A 21,236-nucleotide genomic window follows, 5' to 3' on the forward strand; every position below is an offset into this window, starting at 1 on the left:
GAAGTAGTATGAAAAAAATATGGATATTTTCGATAGTAGCCCTTTTCTTTATGGGCTGTGAGGGTTTTCTTGATACTGAGAATCTGACCAAAAAGGACAACTCCAATTTTCCTAAAACTTCGGGAGATGCAGAAACTGCATTGACAGGTATATATGCATTACTTCGTGAAATGACTCCGGGTGAGGATGGACAAGGTTTCTTTCTGACAGCTGAATTACTTTCTGACGATCGCTTCGGTGGTGGTGGTCCGGATGACAGACGCATGCATGCTGTGGACCGGTTGAAGAAAGTTGATGAAAACATGTTTTCTGATGTTTGGAAACAAGATTATCGGGCTATTTATCGTAGTAATATGTTATTGAATTCATTGGATGGTATTAGTTGGGAGAGCCAGGAAACCCGTAATAAGATTGAGGGGCAAGCACATTTTTTGCGTGCTTATTTTTACTTCGATTTATGTCGGCTGTTTGGTACTGTTCCTTTACTTACAACTTCTGAACCTGAGAATGTGCCTCGCGCTACTGCGGAAGAGTTGTATGCACAGATTGCATTTGATTTGAAAACAGCTATAGAAAAATTACCTTCTGTTAAATATAGTGCTGCCAATAATTCAGAGTTGGGACGGGCTACCAAATGGGCGGCTGAAGCATTACTGGCGCGTGCTTATTTGTTCTATACCGGTTATTATCAGCAGGAAAGTATGCCATTGCCGGATAACAGTACTTTATCCAAAACCGATGTCATCACGTATTTGGATGATTGCATTAACAACAGTGGACATGACTTGATAGGTGATTTCAGAAATTTGTGGCCTTATAGCAATATTTATACCAAGAAAGATTATAAATATGCACAAGATAATGATTTGCACTGGATAGGGGAAGATGGGGCCAATGTGGAAACTGTTTTTGCTATCCGCTATTCAGCAAAGGCCACTTGGGATAACCCTTGGTATAACAATGAGGTTTGTCTTTATTCATCTCCCCGAGAGCCGGCAAATTTGGATGATATTTTTCCCTTTGGAATTGGTTGGGGAATAGGAACGGTGAACTCAAAATTATGGGAATCATGGCCTTCGAAGGATATTCGTCGTGAGGCATCTATTTTGAGTGTGGAAAAGGAAATGCCCGACTATGGCTGGGGATGTGATAAGCAGATGAATGAAACCGGTTATTGGCAGAAAAAGTATATGGCTGTCAATGCTTATAATGAAGATGGAGAGAGTGTAAACTATAGCCGTATTCTCTATCCGGAAATTGATTCGGATTATCAGTTGAATAATACGCAGGATTTGGTAATTATCCGTTTTGCTGATGTATTGTTGATGGCTGCCGAACTGAAACGGGATGCAGCTCCGATGAATCGTGTGCGTGCGAGAGTAGGATTAGATCCTGTTACCTATTCGGATGAAACATTACGTGATGAACGGCATTGGGAACTTGCTTTTGAGGGTTTACGGTATTATGATTTGCTTCGTTGGGGTATTGCGGCAGAAGTTTTAAGTCAGCAGAATGGAGTGAAAGTACTGGATAATATGGTCGAGACCCGTATGGATATGGGAGATATAGCACAAAGACTTCAAGCTACCAAGGGATTGATGCCATTGCCTAAGACACAGATTGACTTGTCTGCCGGTATATTGGAACAAAATCCGGGCTGGGGAAATGAGAGTAATATGAATTAATGATTTAAAAAATTTCGGATATGAAGAATATAGCGATAGGAATTTTATCGATATGGCTGCTGGCAGCATGCGATCCGGTGGTTGATAATAAGGAAATGGGAGGTATTGTTAGTGAAAGTGAATTGAAACTGGATGTGCATGCTACTACAGATGGTGGAAATGAGATCATCATGACCAATAATACACCTGGTGTAGGTAGCTATTGGGATCATATTACAGGTATATCTACTCAGCAGACCGCTACGGCGGCATTACCCTTTCTGGGCGAACAAACTATTAAGTTCATTGGCTTTTGTGATGGAGGGCAAGTGATTGCTACCCGGACAGTGACTATTAAACAAATCGACCATCCTGTAGCTGAAGAATGGGGACTTTTGGCCGGTTCCGGAACTAATGGTAAAGCGTGGGTCTGGAATTTGGAAGACTACGATGCAGTATATGGTACAGGTGGTTGGTTGACAGAACTTGAACCGAGTTGGGACGTAACACCTGTTGAGGAGTTGGAGGATTTGGACTGTGAATTGATTTTCGATCTGAATGGTGGTCCGAATCTGACTAAGATAGATGCAGATGGGAATATCCTGGAAAAAGGGCGGTTTGCCTTTGATATGTCGGCTGTTAAGAATAATCCGGATAATGGTGAACAATGGTCTATCGGTCAGCTAAAGTTGACAGGTGTATCAGTGCTAAGTGGACATGCCTTTTATGATGATTCCAATATAATTACTACATTTGAGATTCTGGAATTGACGGATGATACAATGGTACTGTGTTGGAATCCTTCTGATGCTGAAGCATGGACTGATGCCACCTTCTGGTGCCTTAGAAAAAAATAACTTTAACACGCACAGTAAGACAGGTGAAAGGCAGGGAACTCCCCCCTTTGATGTTCTCTGCCTGCCTTTCTTGAGTATAAATTATCGGAAATGAAAATAGGTATAGATTTAGGTGGAACCAATATACGTGTTGGTTTAGTGGAAAATGGTTCTTTAGTTAGGAAAGAAGTTGTTACTTGTCCCTCTAAAGCAACGTATGAAGAAGTATTAGGTCGGTTAGAGGGCTTGATAGATAGGGTGATGTGTCCGGAAGTAGCAGGCATAGGCGTGGGTGTTCCTTCGGTGGTAGATTCGGAAGAAGGTATCGTATATAATGTAGCGAATATTCCTTCTTGGACGGAAGTTCCGTTAAAGAGATTATTGCAGGAACGTTTCTCTGTGCCGGTTTATATCAATAATGACTCTAATTGCTTTGCATTGGGAGTAAAACTTTTTGGTGAAGGACGAAAATACCGGAATTTGGTGGGTATGACTATCGGTACAGGTGTTGGGACGGGGATTATTATAAATGGTGAACTTTACAGTGGGCAGAATACTGGTGCAGGCGAAATAGGATCATTGCCTTACCTTTCTCATGATTTTGAACATTATTGTAGTAGTGGATTTTTTGTCAGATATTATAATCTGACAGGGAAGGAAGCGGCAGAAAAAGCTGCGACGGGAGATGCGAAGACTATGGAAATCTGGAGTGTGTTTGGGTCTCATATAGGTGAATTGATGAAGGCTGTGTTGTTTACGTATGATCCTGAGGTGATTGTGATAGGTGGAGGAATCTCATCCGCATTTACTTATTATAAGCATTCCATGTATCAAGCTATGCAGGCTTTTCCTTATACGGAAACAGTGAAGCGGGTGAAAATTTTTGTTACAGAAATAGAAGATGTAGCATTGTTGGGAGCATCTGCTTTGGTGGGAAAACATTGAAAATAATTTAGAGTAAGAGCTTATGAAAAATAATTTAATTCAATCGTTAATATTGTCCGGCTGTCTTGCAATGACAATAGTTTCGTGTGAAAGAAAAGAATTATCTGCAGGTGGTTTACTACTTTCGGATAGTTGGAAAGTACAATCTTCGGCTAAGATATCCTTACCGGGTGAAGAAGTTTCGAACTCTCAAATAGAAGAAAAAGAGTGGTATGATGCAGTAGTGCCTTCTACTGTGATGGGGACATTAATCCGGAATGGAATATATACGGATGTATTGGAAGGAACAAATTATGAGAACATTGATAAATCACTTTTCGACACTACATGGTGGTATCGAAAGGAATTTGAATTGCCGTCTTTGACAAAAGGGCAGCATGTTGCCTTAATTTTTGACGGCATTAGTTATGCTGCTAATATTTGGCTAAATGGAAAAAAGGTAGCTACTCGTGATTCTGTATATGGTACCTTTCGTCGACATAAATTGGATATAACGAAGATCGTCCGGGAAAAAAACATACTGGCTGTCGAAGTTTTTCGGGCTCAACCCGGTGAACCGAATATTGGTTTTGTAGATTGGAATCCACGCCCGGCTGATGAGAGTATGGGGATCTTTCGTGAAGTACGTGTGGTGATGAATGATGAGGTGAGTATGGAAAATTCCGCTGTTCATTCTAAAGTAAATACGGAGACCTTGGATGAGGCTTGGCTGACAGTGGAAACTCAACTGACAAATGAATCCGAACAAGCGGTGAAAGGTCAGCTGATTGGGACACTGGAAGGTAAGACGTTTAGTATTCCGGTATCACTCGCTGTCGGAGAATCAAAAATAGTAAGGGTGACTTCAAAGGAAGCTGATGTATTGCATTTGAAGAATCCCCGTCTTTGGTGGTGCCATAATATGGGTAAACCGGAAATGTACGGTATGGACTTGGCTTTCGAGATTGATGGTAAGGTATCGGATAAAGAAACTATAAACTTCGGTGTACGTGAGGTTAGGGATTATTTCACGGAAGAGGGGTATCGAGGTTTCCTATTGAATGGTAAGAAAGTATTGGTAAGAAGTGCCGGTTGGACAGATGATATTTTCTTGCGGGATACTCCTGCTTCAAATGAAATACAGGTACAGTATGTGCGTGATATGAATCTGAACTCTATTCGATTTGAAAATATTTGGGGAACTTCGCAGAATGTGTATGATTTGTGTGATCGCTACGGGTTATTGGTATTAGTGGGATGGAGCTGTCATTGGGAGTGGGATAATTATCTCGGTTCTTCATGTGATGAGTTTGGAGGCATTAAGTCTGAAAAAGATATGAATCTGATAGCTCGTTCGTTAAACGACCAGGTACTTTGGTTGCGCAATCATCCGGCCATTATTGCATGGTTTGTAGGAAGTGATATGATTCCCCGCCCTGAACTGGAGAAACGGTATAAAGCTTGTCTTTCTCAGATAGATGATCGCCCTTATATAGGTGCTGCTAAAGAACTCACCAGTACAGTAACCGGACCTACGGGTATGAAAATGGAAGGACCGTATGATTATGTTGCTCCTAATTATTGGTATTCGGAAAAAGCACCGGGCGGAGCATTTGGATTTAATACAGAGACGGGAATTGGTGCACAATTACCTGTAATTGAGTCCATACGAAGAATGATTCCGACTGATAAACTTTGGCCGGTGGGTAAAGAATGGGATTATCATTGCACTGTTTCAGATGCGGCAATGAATTCTTTGGAAGTTCTGAAAGAAAATATGGCAACTCGTTATGGCGAGGCTAAGGATTTGGATGATTTTCTACGGAAAGCAGATTGGTTGAATTATGAAGGTACACGTACTATGTTTGAGGCATTCCGTGTGAATATTCCTCGTACTACAGGTATTGTACAGTGGATGCTTAATTCTGCCTGGCCTTCATTGTATTGGCAGTTGTATGACTATTATCTGATTCCGACAGCTGCATACTATTCTGTGAAGAAATCTAATATGCCGCAACAATTGATATACCATTACGGTAAAAATGCAGTTTATGCGGTGAATGAGAGCGCAGGAACGGTTCAGATGCAAGGGGTTATGTCTTTGTATGATTGTAATAGTAGAGTTGTGACTCAACAAACCACAACATTGGAAATAGCTCCTTATACAGTGGTAAAGGCCTTTGATGTTCCGGCAGTAAAAGAGAATACCTTTTTATATTTGAAATTGAATGATGAAAAAGGAGCTTATGTTGTCGATAATTTCTATTGGCTCGCTGCTGCTCCTGATGTAAACGATTGGGCAAATACTGATTGGGTACGCACTCCGATTAAGAAGTCGGCTGATTTTACCGGTTTAGCAAATTTATCTCAGGTAAATTGTGAGGTGAGTGCCACAGTTGAACAAGAAGAAAATGATGTAATAGTAGAGGTTGCACTTGAGAATGATCCGAATGCATTAGCTTTTTTTATTCGTTTGTCTTTGAAAGATGAAAAAGACGAATTACTTTATCCGGTATTTTGGGAAGATAATTATTTATCTTTGATACCCGGAGAAAAACGGACTTTGAAATGCGTTGTACCGCAACAGGTTGCTGAAGTAGAATTTGTGACTTTGACAGTTTCTGGATGGAATGTGCCTGAGAAAAAAATAAAGCTCTTTTTGGATGGCATGAAATAAGTGAGTAACTTGCGGCTATTATGATAAGGCTAATTCTTTTAACAGATTTTACCGAAGCTTTTGCTCACAATTTGTTGAGGGGGATTTTGGAATATTCCAAGGAACGGGAACCTTGGGTGGTATGCCGGATGCCCCCTTCTTATAAACAATCTCATGGTATACCTGGAGTACTGAAGTGGGCTAAAAAATGGCAGGCAGATGCTATTATCGCTCAGTTTGATGATGATGATGAAGTCGAATTGTTCCGGAAAAATGGAATAATAGCATTGGCTCAGGACTTTAAATCGCGTTTTTCGGTTATCCCTAACATTACGAGTGAATATAAGTTGACTGGACAAATGGCAGCTGATTTCTTTTTGCAAAAAGGATTCCGAAACTTTGCATTTTATGGTTATGAGAATGTTGTTTGGTCGGAGGAGCGCTGCATGGGCTTCCGGGATAGAATAATTGAGAAAGGCTTTGGGGACAATTTCTTTGAATACCAGAAACAGCCTTTGGAGAATCTGTGGTATTATGAATCAGAACCGTTAGCCAGTTGGATAAAGTCATTGCCGCACCCGTTGGCATTAATGGCTTGCGATGATACACAAGGGAATAAAATAATGGAGGTTTGCCGGGTATTGGGGATCAAGATTCCTGAAGAAATTGCCGTTCTTGGAGTAGATAATGATGAAATTATTTGCAGCTTGTCTGATCCGCCTTTATCCAGCGTAAATCTGAATATTGTGAAGGGAGGATATGAAGCAGCCCAATTAATAGAAAGGTTAATGCGGGATAAAGAAGCCTCTTGTGAGGATGTTGTCATACATCCCACGACTATCACAAACCGGCTTTCAACAGATATTTATTCTACAGGTGATCCTTATATTTTGGTTGCACTGAAGTATATTCATCAGAATCTGGCAACTAAAATAACAGTGGAAGATGTTGTCCGGCAGGTTCCTTTATCCAGAAGGTTATTAGAAATCCATTTTAAACAGGTTACAGGAAGTTCCATTTATCAGTATATCTTTAATCTACGCATGGAACGCTTTTCACAGTTGCTATTGGAAAGTAGCGAGCCTATTGCAGATATAGCTATGTCGGTGGGATTGTCCGATTATAAAAATTTAGCTCGTCAGTTTAAGTTATGGAAAAAATATACACCCGCTGAATATCGAAAGATTCACCGGGTGAAATAGAAGGGAAATCACTTATTTCTTCTTTCTCAAATCCCTTCCTTCGTATTTACAGATTGCCTGAATCCATTCTTCTTCCAGAGGTTTAGATTCATGCTTTTCTAAATCAAAAGTTACCATCACAGAGGTGCATATGCACTTGATTTCCTGTGTTTCCGTATCAATCACCCGCTGTGCGAGATGAAAACTTTTGGTGCCGATTTCAGTAACGGCGGTTTGTACAGCGATATGATCCGAGCCATAAATCTGTGCAAGGAAGTTCGCTTCTATGTGTACGACGACAATGCCGTCTTTCTCCCAATCGACGTCCGGGCATACGGAGGCAAAATACTCGGTTTTTCCCAAATCATAGAAAGAGAAATAAACCGTATTGTTTACGTGGCCGAACTTATCGACATCATTAAATCGTAGTTGTATGGGCAGGGTGTGGTTAAATTGAATTTCTTCCATTGTTTTCTCTTAAACTTTTCTATTAATCCGTGCAAAAATAGTACTTTTGCGTGTTAATCACTGTATTTATACACCAAGAAATGATAGAAGATATTAAAAAAGCCTGTCAAGTGATGAATGAAGGCGGAGTCATTCTGTACCCCACCGACACCATTTGGGGAATAGGTTGTGACGCCACCAACGAAGAAGCTGTGCGGCGTGTGTATGAGATTAAGCAGCGCTCGGACAGTAAGGCGATGCTTGTGTTGGTGGATTCTCCTGTAAAGGTAGACTTCTATGTGCAGGATGTGCCTGAAGTGGCATGGGACTTGATTGAAGTGGCGGACAAACCGTTGACAATCATCTACTCCGGTGCGCGAAACCTGGCACCTAATCTGATTGCCGAAGATGGTAGCGTGGGCATCCGGGTAACGAATGAAGGGTTCTCAAAATGGCTTTGTCAACAGTTTCGTAAGGCGATTGTTTCTACGTCGGCCAATATCAGCGGGCAACCTTCGCCGGCAAATTACAGTGAGATCACAGAAGAACTTAAGTCCATGGTCGATTACGTAGTGGGCTATCGACGGGAAGAAATGGGACATCCGAAACCATCCAGCATCATAAAACTGGATAAGGGTGGTGTTATAAAAATTATCCGGGAATAAAATAACGGACTAAAAAAGGTATCGTTATTTTTAATCTCTGTAAGCTTGGGTATGCCCTGAGTTTGTCGAAGGATTTTCTCTCTTATTTATATGGATACGAGAGTAAATTCTTTATTTCGTTTAGATTGGTAAATATAGGTATATGGAAAAAGAGAAGAGAAGTTTGTTTCAGCGTTTCCTTTTATGGCGTGAAAAGAATATTAAGGAAAAACAGTTTATCTTGATACTCAGCTTTCTGGTAGGTATCTTTACGGCTATTACGGCTTTGATACTGAAGATGCTGATACACTGGATACAGAATTTCCTGACGAATAATTTCAATACAACGGAAGCCAACTACCTTTATCTGGTTTATCCGGTAGTGGGTATTTTTCTGGCTGGATTGTTTGTACGCTATGTGGTGAAGGATGATATCAGTCATGGGGTTACTAAAATTCTCTATGCGATTTCCCGCCGACAAGGACGGATTAAGCGGCACAATACATGGTCGTCTGTGATTGCCAGTTCCATAACCATTGGTTTCGGTGGCTCGGTAGGAGCAGAGGCGCCTATCGTATTGACAGGTTCCGCTATTGGTTCCAATCTGGGAAGTGTTTTTAAGATGGAGCACCGCACACTGATGCTTTTAGTAGGCTGTGGTGCTGCCGGTGCTATTGCTGGTATCTTCAAGGCGCCTATTGCAGGACTGGTGTTCACACTGGAAGTACTGATGATAGACCTGACTATGACTTCTCTGCTTCCGTTGTTGATTTCTGCAGTGACGGCTGCTACAGTGTCCTATATTACTACCGGAACAGAAGCAATGTTTAAATTCCACCTTGACCAGGCATTTGAGATGGAACGTATTCCTTACGTTATCATGCTGGGTATTTTTTGCGGACTGGTTTCGCTTTATTTTACCCGTGCAATGAACTCTGTGGAAGGTTTGTTTGGCAAGTTGAAAGGCCCTTACCAGAAGTTGGCTTTGGGTGGTGTCATGTTGAGTATCTTGATATTTCTTTTTCCACCGCTTTACGGTGAAGGCTACGATACTATTGAACTGTTGCTGAACGGTACTTCCAATGCCGATTGGGATACAGTGATGAACAACTCTTTTTTCTACGGACATGGGAATTTGCTATTACTCTATTTGATGCTCATTATCTTGTTCAAGGTATTCGCATCTAGCGCGACAAATGGTGGTGGCGGTTGTGGTGGTATCTTTGCGCCTTCTTTGTATTTGGGATGTATAGCCGGTTTTGTCTTCGCTTTTTTTAGTAATAAGTTTGATTTCTCTTACTACCTACCCGAAAAGAATTTTGCCCTGATGGGGATGGCAGGTGTGATGAGTGGTGTCATGCATGCCCCGTTGACCGGAGTCTTTCTGATAGCCGAACTGACGGGCGGATATGACCTTTTCCTCCCGCTGATGATTGTAGCAGCCAGCTCTTATCTGACAATTATTGTTTTCGAACCTCATAGTATTTACTCCATGCGTTTGGCTAAAAAGGGAGAATTGCTGACTCACCATAAAGATAAAGCAGTACTTACTCTGATGAAGGTGGAAAATGTGGTGGAGAAAGATTTTGTAGTGGTTCATCCGGAGATGGACTTGGGTGAATTGGTGAAAGCGATTTCAGCCTCACGGCGTAATATATTCCCGGTGACAGATAAGAGCGGAATACTGATTGGTATTGTTACCTTAGACGATATCCGGAATATCATGTTCCGGCAGGAGTTGTATCATCGTTTTACGGTAGGCAAGCTGATGACGGCTATTCCGGCACGCCTCTATGACACGGATAGTATGGAACAGGTGATGCGCACGTTTGATGATACGAAAGCATGGAACCTTCCTGTGGTAGATGAAGAAGGGCACTATCTGGGATTTGTTTCCAAGTCGAAGATATTCAATTCATATCGTCAGGTACTGGTGCATTTCTCTGAAGATTAATAAAGTTGTTATATGATGAAGAAAGAAGATTTGCGAATAGTTTATATGGGGACTCCGGATTTTGCTGTGGAGTCTTTGCGGTGTTTAGTAGAAGGTGGATATAATGTAGTAGGTGTTATCACCATGCCTGATAAACCGGCAGGGCGGGGACATAAACTTCAGTTTTCTCCAGTGAAACAGTATGCGCTGGAACATAGTCTTCCTTTGTTGCAACCGGAAAAGTTGAAAGATGAGGCTTTTGTTGAGGCTCTGCGTGAGTGGAAGGCCGATTTGCAGATAGTAGTTGCTTTTCGTATGCTGCCCGAAGTGGTATGGAATATGCCACGTTTGGGAACCTTCAATCTTCATGCTTCTCTTTTGCCTCAATACCGGGGAGCCGCTCCTATTAACTGGGCAGTAATTAATGGTGATACGGAAACAGGTATCACAACTTTCTTCCTGCGTCATGAAATCGATACGGGGGAAGTGATTCAGCAAGTTCGTATTCCTATCGCAGATACGGATGATGTGGGTATTGTGCATGATAAGCTGATGATGCTTGGTGGAAAACTGGTGACTGAAACGGTAGATGCGATTCTGAATGATGCAGTGAAACCTATTCCACAGGAAGAAATGGCAGTTGTAGGCGAATTGCGCCCTGCACCGAAGATTTTTAAAGATACCTGTCGTATCGATTGGAATCAGCCAGTGAAACGTATTTATGATTTTATTCGCGGTCTGTCTCCTTATCCTGCTGCCTGGTCGGAATTAGTTCAACCTGATGGAGAGACGGTAGTTATGAAGATATTTGAGACAGAAAAAATAATCCAATCTCACCAGTTGACTCCCGGAACTTTGCTGACGGATGGTAAGACTTATATCCATGTAGCCGCTGCTGATGGATTTATCGGTATACGTGCTTTGCAACTTCCCGGTAAGAAACGCTTGAAGACAGATGAACTTTTGCGTGGATTCCGGTTGACGGAAGAATTCAGAGTGAAATAGTTACGAGCTACAAGCTACAAGTACTATGCAGAGTGACAGCGCCGCAACTTGTAGCTTGTAACTTAATAATTGCTTCTAATATTGTTTCTTTCCTGAAAATTTCTTTTCTTTGCATATTATTAACTACCAAATATAGAATGCCTATCGGAATACATTACGCTGAAATCTAAAAACACACGTAATGAAAGTACAAACAAATGCTGCTGACGAAACGTTGGTGGCCCTTTATGCACAAGGCAATAACGAGGCATTCGATATTCTGTTGAACCGTTATAAAGATCGTCTTTATGCGTACATCTATTATACGGTGCGCAATGAAGAACTGGCGGAAGACATCTTTCAGGAGACTTTCACAAAAGCCATTGTCACCATTCAGCAGGGACGCTACAATGAAAACGGTAAGTTCCCGGCTTGGTTGACTCGTATCGCACATAATCTTATAATCGACTGTTTCCGTCAGGAAAAGCAGGAAAACCTGGTGTCTTGTGATGAAGAAGAACGGAATTTACTGAATAATATCCGTCTGTCTGAAGGAACGGTTGAAGCTGAAATAGTGAACCACCAGATTCTTTCGGATGTACGTCGCCTGATGAAACATCTGCCGGACGAACAACGGGAAGTAGTACATATGCGCTTTTATCAAGACCTCAGTTTCAAGGAGATAGCAGAAATGACAGGAGTCAGCATCAATACCTCTTTAGGACGGATGCGTTATGCTATTTTGAACCTGCGCCGGATGGCGGAGAAGCATGGAATCGTGCTGACGATGGACTAAATGATACATCCTTTAATAAAATTTTTCTTTTTCCAAATGCAGTATTTCACAAATAAGGCCATTTAACCTAATGTACGTACAACCTTAATTATGTGATTTTATTAATTTTATTATTTACTAGACTAAACTTATTAAAGTAATGGAAAAAGTACATTGTTTAAAGCGTTTCGTGTTTCTTGTAATGGCCTTGGGCCTGGTAACTACTTTCACATCTTGTGATGATGACGATGAACCTAAACCTAATGTTCCCGCATTGACTGACGTGGTAGGTAATTATGCCGGAAAAATGCAAACTACATCTGTGTCTCCTCTTGCAGAAGAGGGTGAAGAACCTCAAGGTACGGATGTGAGCGCAGAAGTAACCAATGAAAATGTGTCTTTTGAAAAGTTCCCGGTAGCGGATTTGATTACAGCCATTATGGGGGAGGCAGCTCCCGGAATTATTGAAGCCGTAGGTGATGTAAGTTATAAAGTGAAGTATACACCTACTTTCAATGACGATAAGACAGTTATTAGCATGGCGTTCACTCCTGAACCACTAATTCTTGAAATCAATTTCCCGACAGAACCTACTGAAGGTGAGGGTGAAGGAGAAGGTGAAACCCCGGACTTGAAAGTGGAGGTGACAATTGCAGCACCTGAAGCAGGTAGTTTTGCCTATGCTGGTGATAAATTAGCTTTCAAGCTTCAGGTAACTGGTGTGAAAGTGAATAATGAACCTTTCGAACTTCCCGTGACTACTTTCTCATTTGACTTAGCCAAAGCGAAATAAATATTTTCATCTCAACCAGATGTTGGCCCAGGTATGGTGTGTTGGCACTAACCTGGGCTGATTTATTTACATCTTTTTATAACTTCTTGTATACTATATCTCTTCTTCTTCCGTTCTTAGTATATAAAGTACCTCCTGCTTCTTTTTTGCAGCCCGTAGCTTTAACTAATTAATTATTAATTCTCAGTTCAATAAGCCTATGGATAAAAAAACTACTCCTTCTTTTTCTTCTTCATCCGTGAAACCGAGAAGTGCTGATAATGCATTGCCGGATGGACATCCGCAGCCTTCCGGGAAAACTTTGGATTTTCTTCGTAATCTTGCCCGTAATTATCGTACAGTGCCTCAGCTTCCGCAAGGCTTGCAGGGTATAATATTAGGATGAATGAAATCTTTTGTCTACATTTGTACGTTATATCTGTATATAACCTGTAAAATGTAGTGTATTATGAAACCAATCATAGCTCCCTCTATCCTGTCCGCAGATTTCGCTTATCTGGCAAAGGACTTGGAAATGGTGAACCGCAGTGAAGCCGACTGGGTCCACATTGACGTTATGGACGGTGTGTTCGTTCCTAATATATCTTTCGGTTTCCCGGTATTGAAGTATGTGGCAAAACTGTCAAAGAAGCCTTTGGATGTACATCTGATGATTGTGCAACCCGAGAAATTCATTAATGAGGTGAAAGCATTGGGTGCGCACACCATGAATGTGCATTTCGAAGCTTGCCCGCATTTGCATCGGGTGGTTCAACAAATACGTGAAGCGGGTATGCAGCCCGCCGTTACACTGAATCCGGCTACCCCTGTGGCAATGTTGAAAGATATTATTCAGGATGTATATATGGTGTTGCTGATGAGTGTGAATCCTGGTTTTGGCGGACAAAAATTTATAGAACATACAGTTGAAAAAGTACGGGAATTGCGTGCTTTGATAGACAGTACCGGTTCGAAAGCATTGATAGAAGTGGATGGTGGTGTGAATTTGGAGACAGGTGCTCGCCTGATAGCTGCCGGTGCAGATGCATTGGTTGCAGGTAGTGCCGTGTTTGCAGCTCCTGATCCTGAAGGTATGATACATTCGCTGAAGGATCTCTAATTCTTCCTCCATTGATAATTAACAGCCTGCAACGACATCCGTTTCTACGACTTCTGATGCCGTTTGCAGGCGGTATTGTATGTGGAGATGCGCATTTCTTCCGGCAGCGGGCGGAACTTTCCTTAAATATTCCGGCAGAGACATCTTGTCCGGTTTCCAATCTTTTTCCTGTTTGGATTTGTCTGGCAGGTTTCCTGTTACTGTTTCTGACTTATTTCCTTTCTGATAAATATCGTATTCATTGGCTGTATGGAGTTTCCGTCCTTCTCTGTTGTTTCGGATTAGGCGCCGGTATGACGGAAGAATATTTGCATCGTACGGATTTTCCTTTTTCCGATGAGGCGGCAGTCTATCAGGTGATTCTTCTGGAAAAACCGGAAATGAAAGAACGAAGCGTGTTATGTCATGTCCAATTAGAGGGAAAAGTGAATGATGAGGATTTGCAGAAAAGTGAATATGGACGTACATTTTTATTCTATTTTCCGAGAAATTCCGCTACTGTTGCATTAAAGAGGGGAGATAGATTATGGGTACATACCCGTATTACCCCTCCTGTCAATAATGGGAATCCTGACGAATTTGATTATGTACGTTATCTTACTCGTAAAGCTGGTACCGGCACATCGTATATCTCTGCCGGACATTGGCGGATAATAGGTCATGATGCTTCTCGTTCTCTTCGGCAAATAGCTTTGGACTATCGGGAAAAAGTGGTGGAACTATATCATCGTTTAGGTTTTCAGGGAGATAATCTTGCAGTACTTTCGGCTCTTACGGTGGGAGATAAGGAGAATTTGAGCGAGGATATGCGGGAAACTTATTCAATTGCCGGCGCCAGTCATGTACTGGCACTTTCAGGACTTCATATAGGCTTGCTTTCTACTTTATTTTTGTTTTTCTTCTCCTTTTTGTGGAAGCGGTGGGCGGCTTTTAAACCCTTGGGATTTTTTCTGGTTATTCTCTTTTTGTGGGCATTCGCTTTTCTTACGGGATTATCTTCTTCTGTGGTACGATCCGTAATCATGTTCTCTCTGCTGGTTGTATCCCGTTTACAATCTGAGAAATTGTTATCGTTGAATACACTGGCGGCTACTGCCTTTTTAATGTTACTTTATAATCCACTTTGGCTTTTTGATGTGGGGTTTCAATTGTCTTTTGTAGCGGTAGTTTCTATTTTGTTGATACAGCCCAAACTTTACAGCCTGCTCTCTGTCAGGCGTTGCATTCCTCGTTATGTTTGGGGATTGCTGACGGTTTCCGTTGCTGCGCAAATCGGTACGGCTCCTTTAGTTATATTCTATTTCTCCCGTTTCTCTACTCATTTTCTGCTGACAAATTTATGGGTGATTCCTATGGTGACGTTGATTTTGTATTCTGCGGTTCTTATGCTTGTCCTGACTCCTTTTCCTTTCCTTCAATCTGGCTGTGCTTTAGGGGTCGATGCTTTGTTAAGTGCTCAGAACAAAGTTCTCTGCTGGATAGAAGAACTGCCAATGTCCTCTATAGATCGGTTTTGGATAGATCATTGGGAGATTATGCTGTTTTATCTTTTTCTATTGTTTCTGTTTCGGAGTTTGGCTATCCGAACTGCTCGCAGCATATCCTTTCCGCTTTGCTGCCTGTTGTTGCTGATCACTTATCATACGATTTCCGTCAGCCTGTCTTCTCCTCAGCGCGGCATTGCTTTTTATAATGTCCGTGGTTGTCCTGCCGTCCATTGCGTTGCTAATAGTGGAGAATCCTGGTTGGCTTATGCTGATAGTGTGCCGGATACTTCCCGTTTGCACCGTGCACTCGTACCTTATTGGAATCGTCAGCATCTCTCTATTCCCAATGCTTTGCCTGCTGATTATTCTACTTCCGGTCTGGCTTTTCATAATCACATTGTTTCCTATGCGGGCAGGCGGGTTTGCCTGCTCCATGATGCCCGCTGGAAAAATAAGATTTCAAAGCACCCTTTACAGATCGATTATTTATACATTTCCAAAGGCTACAATGGTCGTATTGAAGAATTGACTTCTTTGTTCCGCATCCGAACCGTTGTTTTGGATGTTTCTCTCTCAGACTATCGTAGCGATATCCTTAAAAATGATTGTTACCGTTTAGCTATTCCTTGTATAGCTTTGAAGGAGAGAGGAGCGTTTTGTATCCATCTGTAGAAAATATATTATTGAAGTTTACTAAGTATAGTGACTATTCCTTTTACTATCTTGTTTTGATGATTATTTTTGTAATTGGTAATGTAAGAGAAAGAAAATGTAACATACAATGAGAATACTGACAATGTTAATGGCATTAATGCTGGGATTATTGACTGTTCCTGGTGAAGAGAATAGCAGCTTAGCAAAGGAAAATGGCTATGTGATTAATTTGGATCGTGCTGAAAAGTTGGAGAAGATGACTTATTCTTCTTTATTCAGCAAGGCGGGAATCATTGTATTGGAAGATACGGATGAATCATTATTAGGAAAAGTTGATAAGTTAGAAGTCTGTGATAATAATTTGTATGTATTGGAAAAAGGCAGAGGTCTTTTTCTGTTTAATAAGCAAGGCAAATTTATAAAGATGATAGGGCGTAAGGGGAAAGGACCCGGTGAATACATTGATCCGGATGATATAAGTATCGATAGGGAAAATAAAAAAATATATGTACTGGACTCCCAAACTCAGAATGTATTGAAGTATAGTGGTAATGGAACTTTTGAAAGTTCGTTTAAATTGGAAAATAAAGGAACAAGATCTACTTTTATTCAACCTTTTAAGAATGCGTTGTATACGAATCTGTATACATTTGATAAATCCGGGAAACGATTTCTCTTGAGTAAAGTGGACGTTACTAATGGGAAAAGAATTTCTTTTCAATTTGAGGCTTCTCAGTATAATAAAGGCTGGAATGAACTATTCAGTACTGATCAACATACCTTTATCTCCAGTCCTACCGGAAATCCCAAATTTATGCAGATCTTCATGGATACAATATTTGAAATAACTCCCAAAGGAATAAAACCGTATATTACTTTGCAAAGTAAAAAGCTTGTGACAAAGGAATATTTGGAAACTTTGATAGCAGAGAATGATATGTCGAAATCTGCAAGAGTGTCAAAAATATACGATAGATTAATGAAAAGCGATAAGATATATAATGTATTTGATTATTGGGAAACCGCTAAATATATTCATTTCGGCTATTATGTAGGTCACTATGGTTATTCCATACTTTATAAGAAAGAAGAGAATAAAGCTTATGTTATGTCAGGTATAACTGACGATTTGCTTTATACGGATAAAGCAGGTACATTGTTAGTTTCCAAACTGTATTCATTTGATGAGAACCGGGTATATTGCATCGGCATGAATGACGGTTTCACCAAGGATATCTTTTTTGAGAATATGAAGAAAGGCGGAATAAATCCTCGTATAGAAGGGGCCGATAAATTGCAGACCTTGACGGAAGATTCAAATCCGATTATTATATATTATGAGTTTAAGAAATGAAACTTGTGAGGTATTAAGTAATTTATCAGAAGATGATAATCCGATATTGTTGTTGCTGAGATTTTGAAGTTTCCCATTTATAATAGATTTTAATTTTTCAAATATGTAATAAAGGCGATTTATGGATAATAGAAATGATACATTTATTGGTAGCCGTTGGTTTTATGCAATTTGTTTTGCAGGGTTGTTTGTGGTTGAAACATTAATAGCCCTTTTTGTACGTGACGCATTCATACGTCCCTATATGGGAGATGTATTGGTGGTAATACTCATATATTGCTTTGTGCGTATGTTTATTACCCGCCCATTGCGATGGCTGCCACTATGGATATTCCTGTTTGCATGTTGTATTGAAACGTTACAGTATCTGCAATTGGTTACTTTATTGGGGTTGCAAAATTGTACGTTGGCAAGGGTAGTATTGGGTACGTCATTTTCATGGTGGGATATTGTTTGCTATGCTGTTGGGTGTCTGCCTTTGCTTTTTATCAGGCGGTAAACGGAAAATAATTTATGTTTTTATTTCTTTAGAGAAAGAAATTAGGGAAATGTACCTATAAACTTCAACTTAATCCTTTTTTAATGACAAATTAAGCCCATTTGTTTCAGTCTCTTAATTGCACTTCTTTACATTTGCATCTGTTTAATGGTAAAAATAAAGACGATGAGACTAAAAGAAATATTTATAGCCTTTCTGGTATTGACCGGATGTTCAGCACCCAATCAAAAGAGTAATCAAGATTTTAGAGTGATTGACGTTCCCTTGAAGGGTGATGATCATCAGATAATGATGTCCTCGTTTGTTAATTCTATTTCGTATATTCCTCTTGAGACGAAAGATGAATGTCTGATTGGGTGTATTGATGAAATTATTGTAACGGATGATTTTTATTATATAGTTGATGAGACGAAAGCATGCTCTGTCTTGTGTTTTGACATATCCGGAAAGTTTATTTGTAAATTAGGTAGTCGGGGACCTGCGTCAGGTGAATATATGCAAATTACTGATGTTAATGTGTATAAAGATAAAGTTTATCTTTGGGATTGTTCATTGCAGAAATTATTTATTTTTGACCATGACGGTCATTTCTTGGAAGAGAAGAAATTTGATTATATGGTAGAATCATTTTCTGTTTTAGATGATTCTTGGATTGTTTTTTATGGTGATTATAAGGCGAATAAAAAATATGAGCGAAGTAACTTATATCCTAATTTGCTGTTTGTTAATGTTGATAATGGAGAGACTAAATCTGATTTGTTTTTTGATTCTCGAATGTGCTATTCTAGTATTATATCATCTCCTTTCAATTTCGTCAGCAACGCTAATTTTGTAACTCCTTTAAGTGATACTATTTATCAAGCTTTGCCCTCTGCTGTTTTGAAAAAGAGGTATGTCTTACAGTTTGGAGAGCAGTATCAGAAAGCTCAGAGAGATTATATTGAAAAATTGAAAACGGAAACAGTTGATGTGTATCAAGGTATTGAATTTATGAAGAAAATACCTTATGTCTATACCTTTTTGGACACTCCTTCTTATGCTTTCTTAAAATATAATTGGGAGGATTATTACTATTTGGGTATCATTAATCATAAGGAGTCTGATGCGTACATTGAGGCTTCCGGCTATAAAAAAATGAATATTGTAAATGATATGGATGATATAGCTGTTTTTGTTCCATTGGCGACTTATAAAAATACGGTTTATAGTTATAGATCACCGGAGAGAATAACTTCCGACGAGATTTCTGGAAGACATATCGAGCCTGATGACAATCCGATAATAGTCAAAATGGAATTGAAATAATAAATGAACAGAAGATAAACTTCTGTTTTGCCAATAATCGAAAATCGTAAAGAATGTGATAAATATTAATACATATATAGATAATAATTATGAAGCTAAAATTTTTACTATTTTTCTTTGTAACATTAGTCGGATGTTCAAATCCGGGAAAGACTGACAAGCAAGAGGCAATGGTGATTGATGTTCCTTTGCGGACTAATGAACATGAAGTGAAACTGTCTTCATTCGTTGATTCTATCTCGTATATTCCTCTTGAGACGAAAGATGAATGTCTGATAGGTTCTGTCGATAAGATTCTTGTAACAGATGATGCTTACTATGTAGTTGATAGGGAAAAAACGCAGTCTGTTTTGCGTTTCGACAAATCTGGACGATTTGTTCGCAAATATGGTAATCGAGGAATGGGGACTAACGAATATGTAAGTATAGCAGATGTCAATGTGTATGAGGATAAAATTTATATATGGGATTGCTCGTTGAAGAAAATATTTATCTTTTCTTCCGACGGATGTTTTGTGAGAGAGATAAAAACGAATTATTCTGCAGATTCCTTTTTTGTTTTAGATGATTCATGGATTGCTTTCTGTGGAGATTATAAACCTAATAAAGAATATACTCAAAAGGAATTATGTCCGAATGTGTTGTTCATTAATATTGATAACAGTCAAACGGTTTCAGATTTATTCTTTAATAAGAATATAGATAACTCCGGCATTATAGTAAATCCTTTTAATTTTTTATGTGACGGCTATTTGATATTGGCTTTGGATAATGTAATTTATCAAACGTCCTCTCCTTCAAACTTGGAGAAAAAATATATAATGCAATTTGATGAAAAGTATATAAAAGCTCAAGAGGCTTATAAGGAGAAAATAGCAGTTGAAAGTGTTGCTATAGACCAGATTCATACATTAATGAAGGATGTTCCCTTGCTACTGAGATTTTTGGATACCCCTTCATTTTCTTTTGTAGGCTATACCTTGAATTCAAATTTCTATTGGGGAATAATTGATCACAAACAAGCCGATTCCTATATTGAAGCTTCTGCTTATGCAAAAAATCCTATAGTAAATGATATAGATGAACTTGCATTCTTTATGCCTCTTATGGCTCATAACAATGCTCTTTATAGTTTGGTGCCATCAGATAAAATATCCTCGGATGAAGTTTTAGGGCGACATGTTGAGCCTGATGACAATCCGATAATTGTCAAAATGGAATTGAAATAATATGTCCTTTCTTTATGAGTTCTACTTTTGTTACTATGGATATAGTAGGTTTGTATCCTTTCTGCGAGGCTTGTTGGCGAGGGTATAAAAGGCTACACCCTTTTGGTCGGATGGCTACACCCTTTTGAATAGATGGCTACACCTTTTACTTCGGATGCCTATACCATCTTGAAAGTATCATATAGTCTTATTTTAAGAAAAGTATTTGTTCGTTACATTAATAAATGGCTCAGGTTTTACTGAAAGTTTATGATCGCTTTTACCTACACGCTTGCACTTATGCTCTGTATCGCCCTATTCATCGGCAATAAGCAGTGGTGGAAGCAAGTAGAATTAGCGTGTAGGTAGAGTTGCCTACACTAACACAAAATGGGGTATGCTGTTGTAAATCTGTTTATTACATGCTTTTTGCACATGAATAAACTGTTTCAGTACCCCCCGCTTTTCGACTTTTTTTCATCATAAATACGTCGAATATGGAGGATAACAATCGTTCGTGCCATTTCGATGAGAGAATTCCCGCTTTGCGATGATGCTCAGAGTATGGTTTGCTTATATTAATTGCCTATGTTTATTATGTTGATGTTCTATGTTTATTCTGTTGATAACCAGTGTTATAGTGCTTTCTATAATTGTTGATCACGTGCTTCACAATTGTGGTACTACTGCTTCACGGTTGTAAAGTACGTGCTTCACATTTGTGGTCATAGCAAAATAAAGAATATGCATATAACCAAAGTGCTATGTAAAAGTAAAGAAAGGGCAATGCTTT

18 protein-coding genes are annotated in these 21,236 nt (G+C 39.7%); 17 read left to right on the top strand and 1 reads right to left on the bottom strand.

The genetic code is table 11. The features are described from left to right. Positions 1-8 precede the first annotated feature (8 nt). From K429_RS0102495 to K429_RS0102515, 5 genes are all read left to right on the top strand, one after another. Positions 9-1,685 carry a RagB/SusD family nutrient uptake outer membrane protein gene (locus K429_RS0102495; RefSeq protein WP_025725938.1) on the top strand — a complete coding sequence of 559 codons (1,677 nt, stop codon included), beginning with the start codon at positions 9-11 and terminating at the stop codon, positions 1,683-1,685. Positions 1,686-1,705: 20 nt separating this feature from the next. After that, the gene (locus K429_RS0102500) at positions 1,706-2,521 is read left to right on the top strand and encodes a hypothetical protein (RefSeq protein WP_007218827.1); all 816 of its coding nucleotides are present in this window, start codon (positions 1,706-1,708) and stop codon (positions 2,519-2,521) included. A 90-nt stretch (positions 2,522-2,611) separates the two neighbouring features. Continuing rightward, a complete protein-coding gene (locus K429_RS0102505; protein WP_007210116.1) occupies positions 2,612-3,445 on the top strand; it encodes an ROK family protein in 834 nt (277 codons plus the stop codon). Positions 3,446-3,467: 22 nt separating this feature from the next. Further along, positions 3,468-6,101 carry a glycoside hydrolase family 2 gene (locus tag K429_RS0102510; RefSeq protein ID WP_025725939.1) on the top strand — a complete coding sequence of 878 codons (2,634 nt, stop codon included), beginning with the start codon at positions 3,468-3,470 and terminating at the stop codon, positions 6,099-6,101. A gap of 20 nt (positions 6,102-6,121) precedes the next feature. Continuing rightward, positions 6,122-7,282 (top strand): DNA-binding transcriptional regulator, encoded by a 1,161-nt coding sequence (locus tag K429_RS0102515; RefSeq protein WP_025725940.1) that lies wholly within the window; start codon positions 6,122-6,124, stop codon positions 7,280-7,282. 12 nt (positions 7,283-7,294) lie between these two features. Here the strand turns inward: K429_RS0102515 and K429_RS0102520 are convergent, their stop codons facing one another. Next, the gene (locus tag K429_RS0102520; protein ID WP_007210119.1) at positions 7,295-7,729 is read right to left on the bottom strand and encodes a thioesterase family protein; all 435 of its coding nucleotides are present in this window, start codon (positions 7,727-7,729) and stop codon (positions 7,295-7,297) included. Between the two features lie 80 nt (positions 7,730-7,809). Here K429_RS0102520 and K429_RS0102525 point away from each other — a divergent pair, with 80 nt between their 5' ends. The 12 genes from K429_RS0102525 (at position 7,810) to K429_RS0102575 (ending at position 20,464) form a co-directional block, all read left to right on the top strand. Further along, the gene (locus tag K429_RS0102525; protein WP_025725941.1) at positions 7,810-8,373 is read left to right on the top strand and encodes an L-threonylcarbamoyladenylate synthase; all 564 of its coding nucleotides are present in this window, start codon (positions 7,810-7,812) and stop codon (positions 8,371-8,373) included. 142 nt (positions 8,374-8,515) lie between these two features. Further along, positions 8,516-10,306: a chloride channel protein gene (locus tag K429_RS0102530; RefSeq protein ID WP_007210121.1), complete on the top strand. Its 1,791-nt coding sequence runs from the start codon at positions 8,516-8,518 to the stop codon at positions 10,304-10,306. A gap of 12 nt (positions 10,307-10,318) precedes the next feature. Further along, a complete protein-coding gene (gene fmt / locus K429_RS0102535) occupies positions 10,319-11,290 on the top strand; it encodes a methionyl-tRNA formyltransferase (protein ID WP_025725942.1) in 972 nt (323 codons plus the stop codon). 181 nt (positions 11,291-11,471) lie between these two features. Continuing rightward, a complete protein-coding gene (locus tag K429_RS0102540) occupies positions 11,472-12,065 on the top strand; it encodes an RNA polymerase sigma factor (RefSeq protein ID WP_007210123.1) in 594 nt (197 codons plus the stop codon). A gap of 139 nt (positions 12,066-12,204) precedes the next feature. Beyond that, positions 12,205-12,837, top strand: a complete 633-nt coding sequence (locus tag K429_RS0102545) for a DUF4840 domain-containing protein (RefSeq protein WP_007218831.1) — start codon at positions 12,205-12,207, stop codon at positions 12,835-12,837. Positions 12,838-13,036: 199 nt separating this feature from the next. Continuing rightward, a complete protein-coding gene (locus tag K429_RS0102550; RefSeq protein ID WP_007210125.1) occupies positions 13,037-13,222 on the top strand; it encodes a hypothetical protein in 186 nt (61 codons plus the stop codon). 63 nt (positions 13,223-13,285) lie between these two features. Further along, positions 13,286-13,936, top strand: a complete 651-nt coding sequence (gene rpe / locus K429_RS0102555; RefSeq protein WP_007210126.1) for a ribulose-phosphate 3-epimerase — start codon at positions 13,286-13,288, stop codon at positions 13,934-13,936. 56 nt (positions 13,937-13,992) lie between these two features. Further along, entirely contained in the window at positions 13,993-16,095 is a 2,103-nt protein-coding gene (locus tag K429_RS0102560) for a ComEC/Rec2 family competence protein (RefSeq protein WP_081750820.1), read from the top strand. 109 nt (positions 16,096-16,204) lie between these two features. Further along, a complete protein-coding gene (locus tag K429_RS0102565; RefSeq protein ID WP_025725944.1) occupies positions 16,205-17,431 on the top strand; it encodes a 6-bladed beta-propeller in 1,227 nt (408 codons plus the stop codon). 121 nt (positions 17,432-17,552) lie between these two features. Further along, complete coding sequence (locus K429_RS29655) at positions 17,553-17,930, top strand: DUF2809 domain-containing protein (protein WP_029427839.1); 378 nt, start codon at positions 17,553-17,555, stop codon at positions 17,928-17,930. Positions 17,931-18,095: 165 nt separating this feature from the next. After that, positions 18,096-19,235, top strand: a complete 1,140-nt coding sequence (locus tag K429_RS0102570; protein WP_025725945.1) for a 6-bladed beta-propeller — start codon at positions 18,096-18,098, stop codon at positions 19,233-19,235. A gap of 89 nt (positions 19,236-19,324) precedes the next feature. After that, positions 19,325-20,464 (top strand): 6-bladed beta-propeller, encoded by a 1,140-nt coding sequence (locus tag K429_RS0102575; RefSeq protein ID WP_081750822.1) that lies wholly within the window; start codon positions 19,325-19,327, stop codon positions 20,462-20,464. Positions 20,465-21,236 lie beyond the last annotated feature (772 nt).

Origin of the sequence: Bacteroides sp. 14(A) (assembly GCF_000526555.1) — a bacterium.
Lineage (GTDB): Bacteria > Bacteroidota > Bacteroidia > Bacteroidales > Bacteroidaceae > Bacteroides > Bacteroides cellulosilyticus.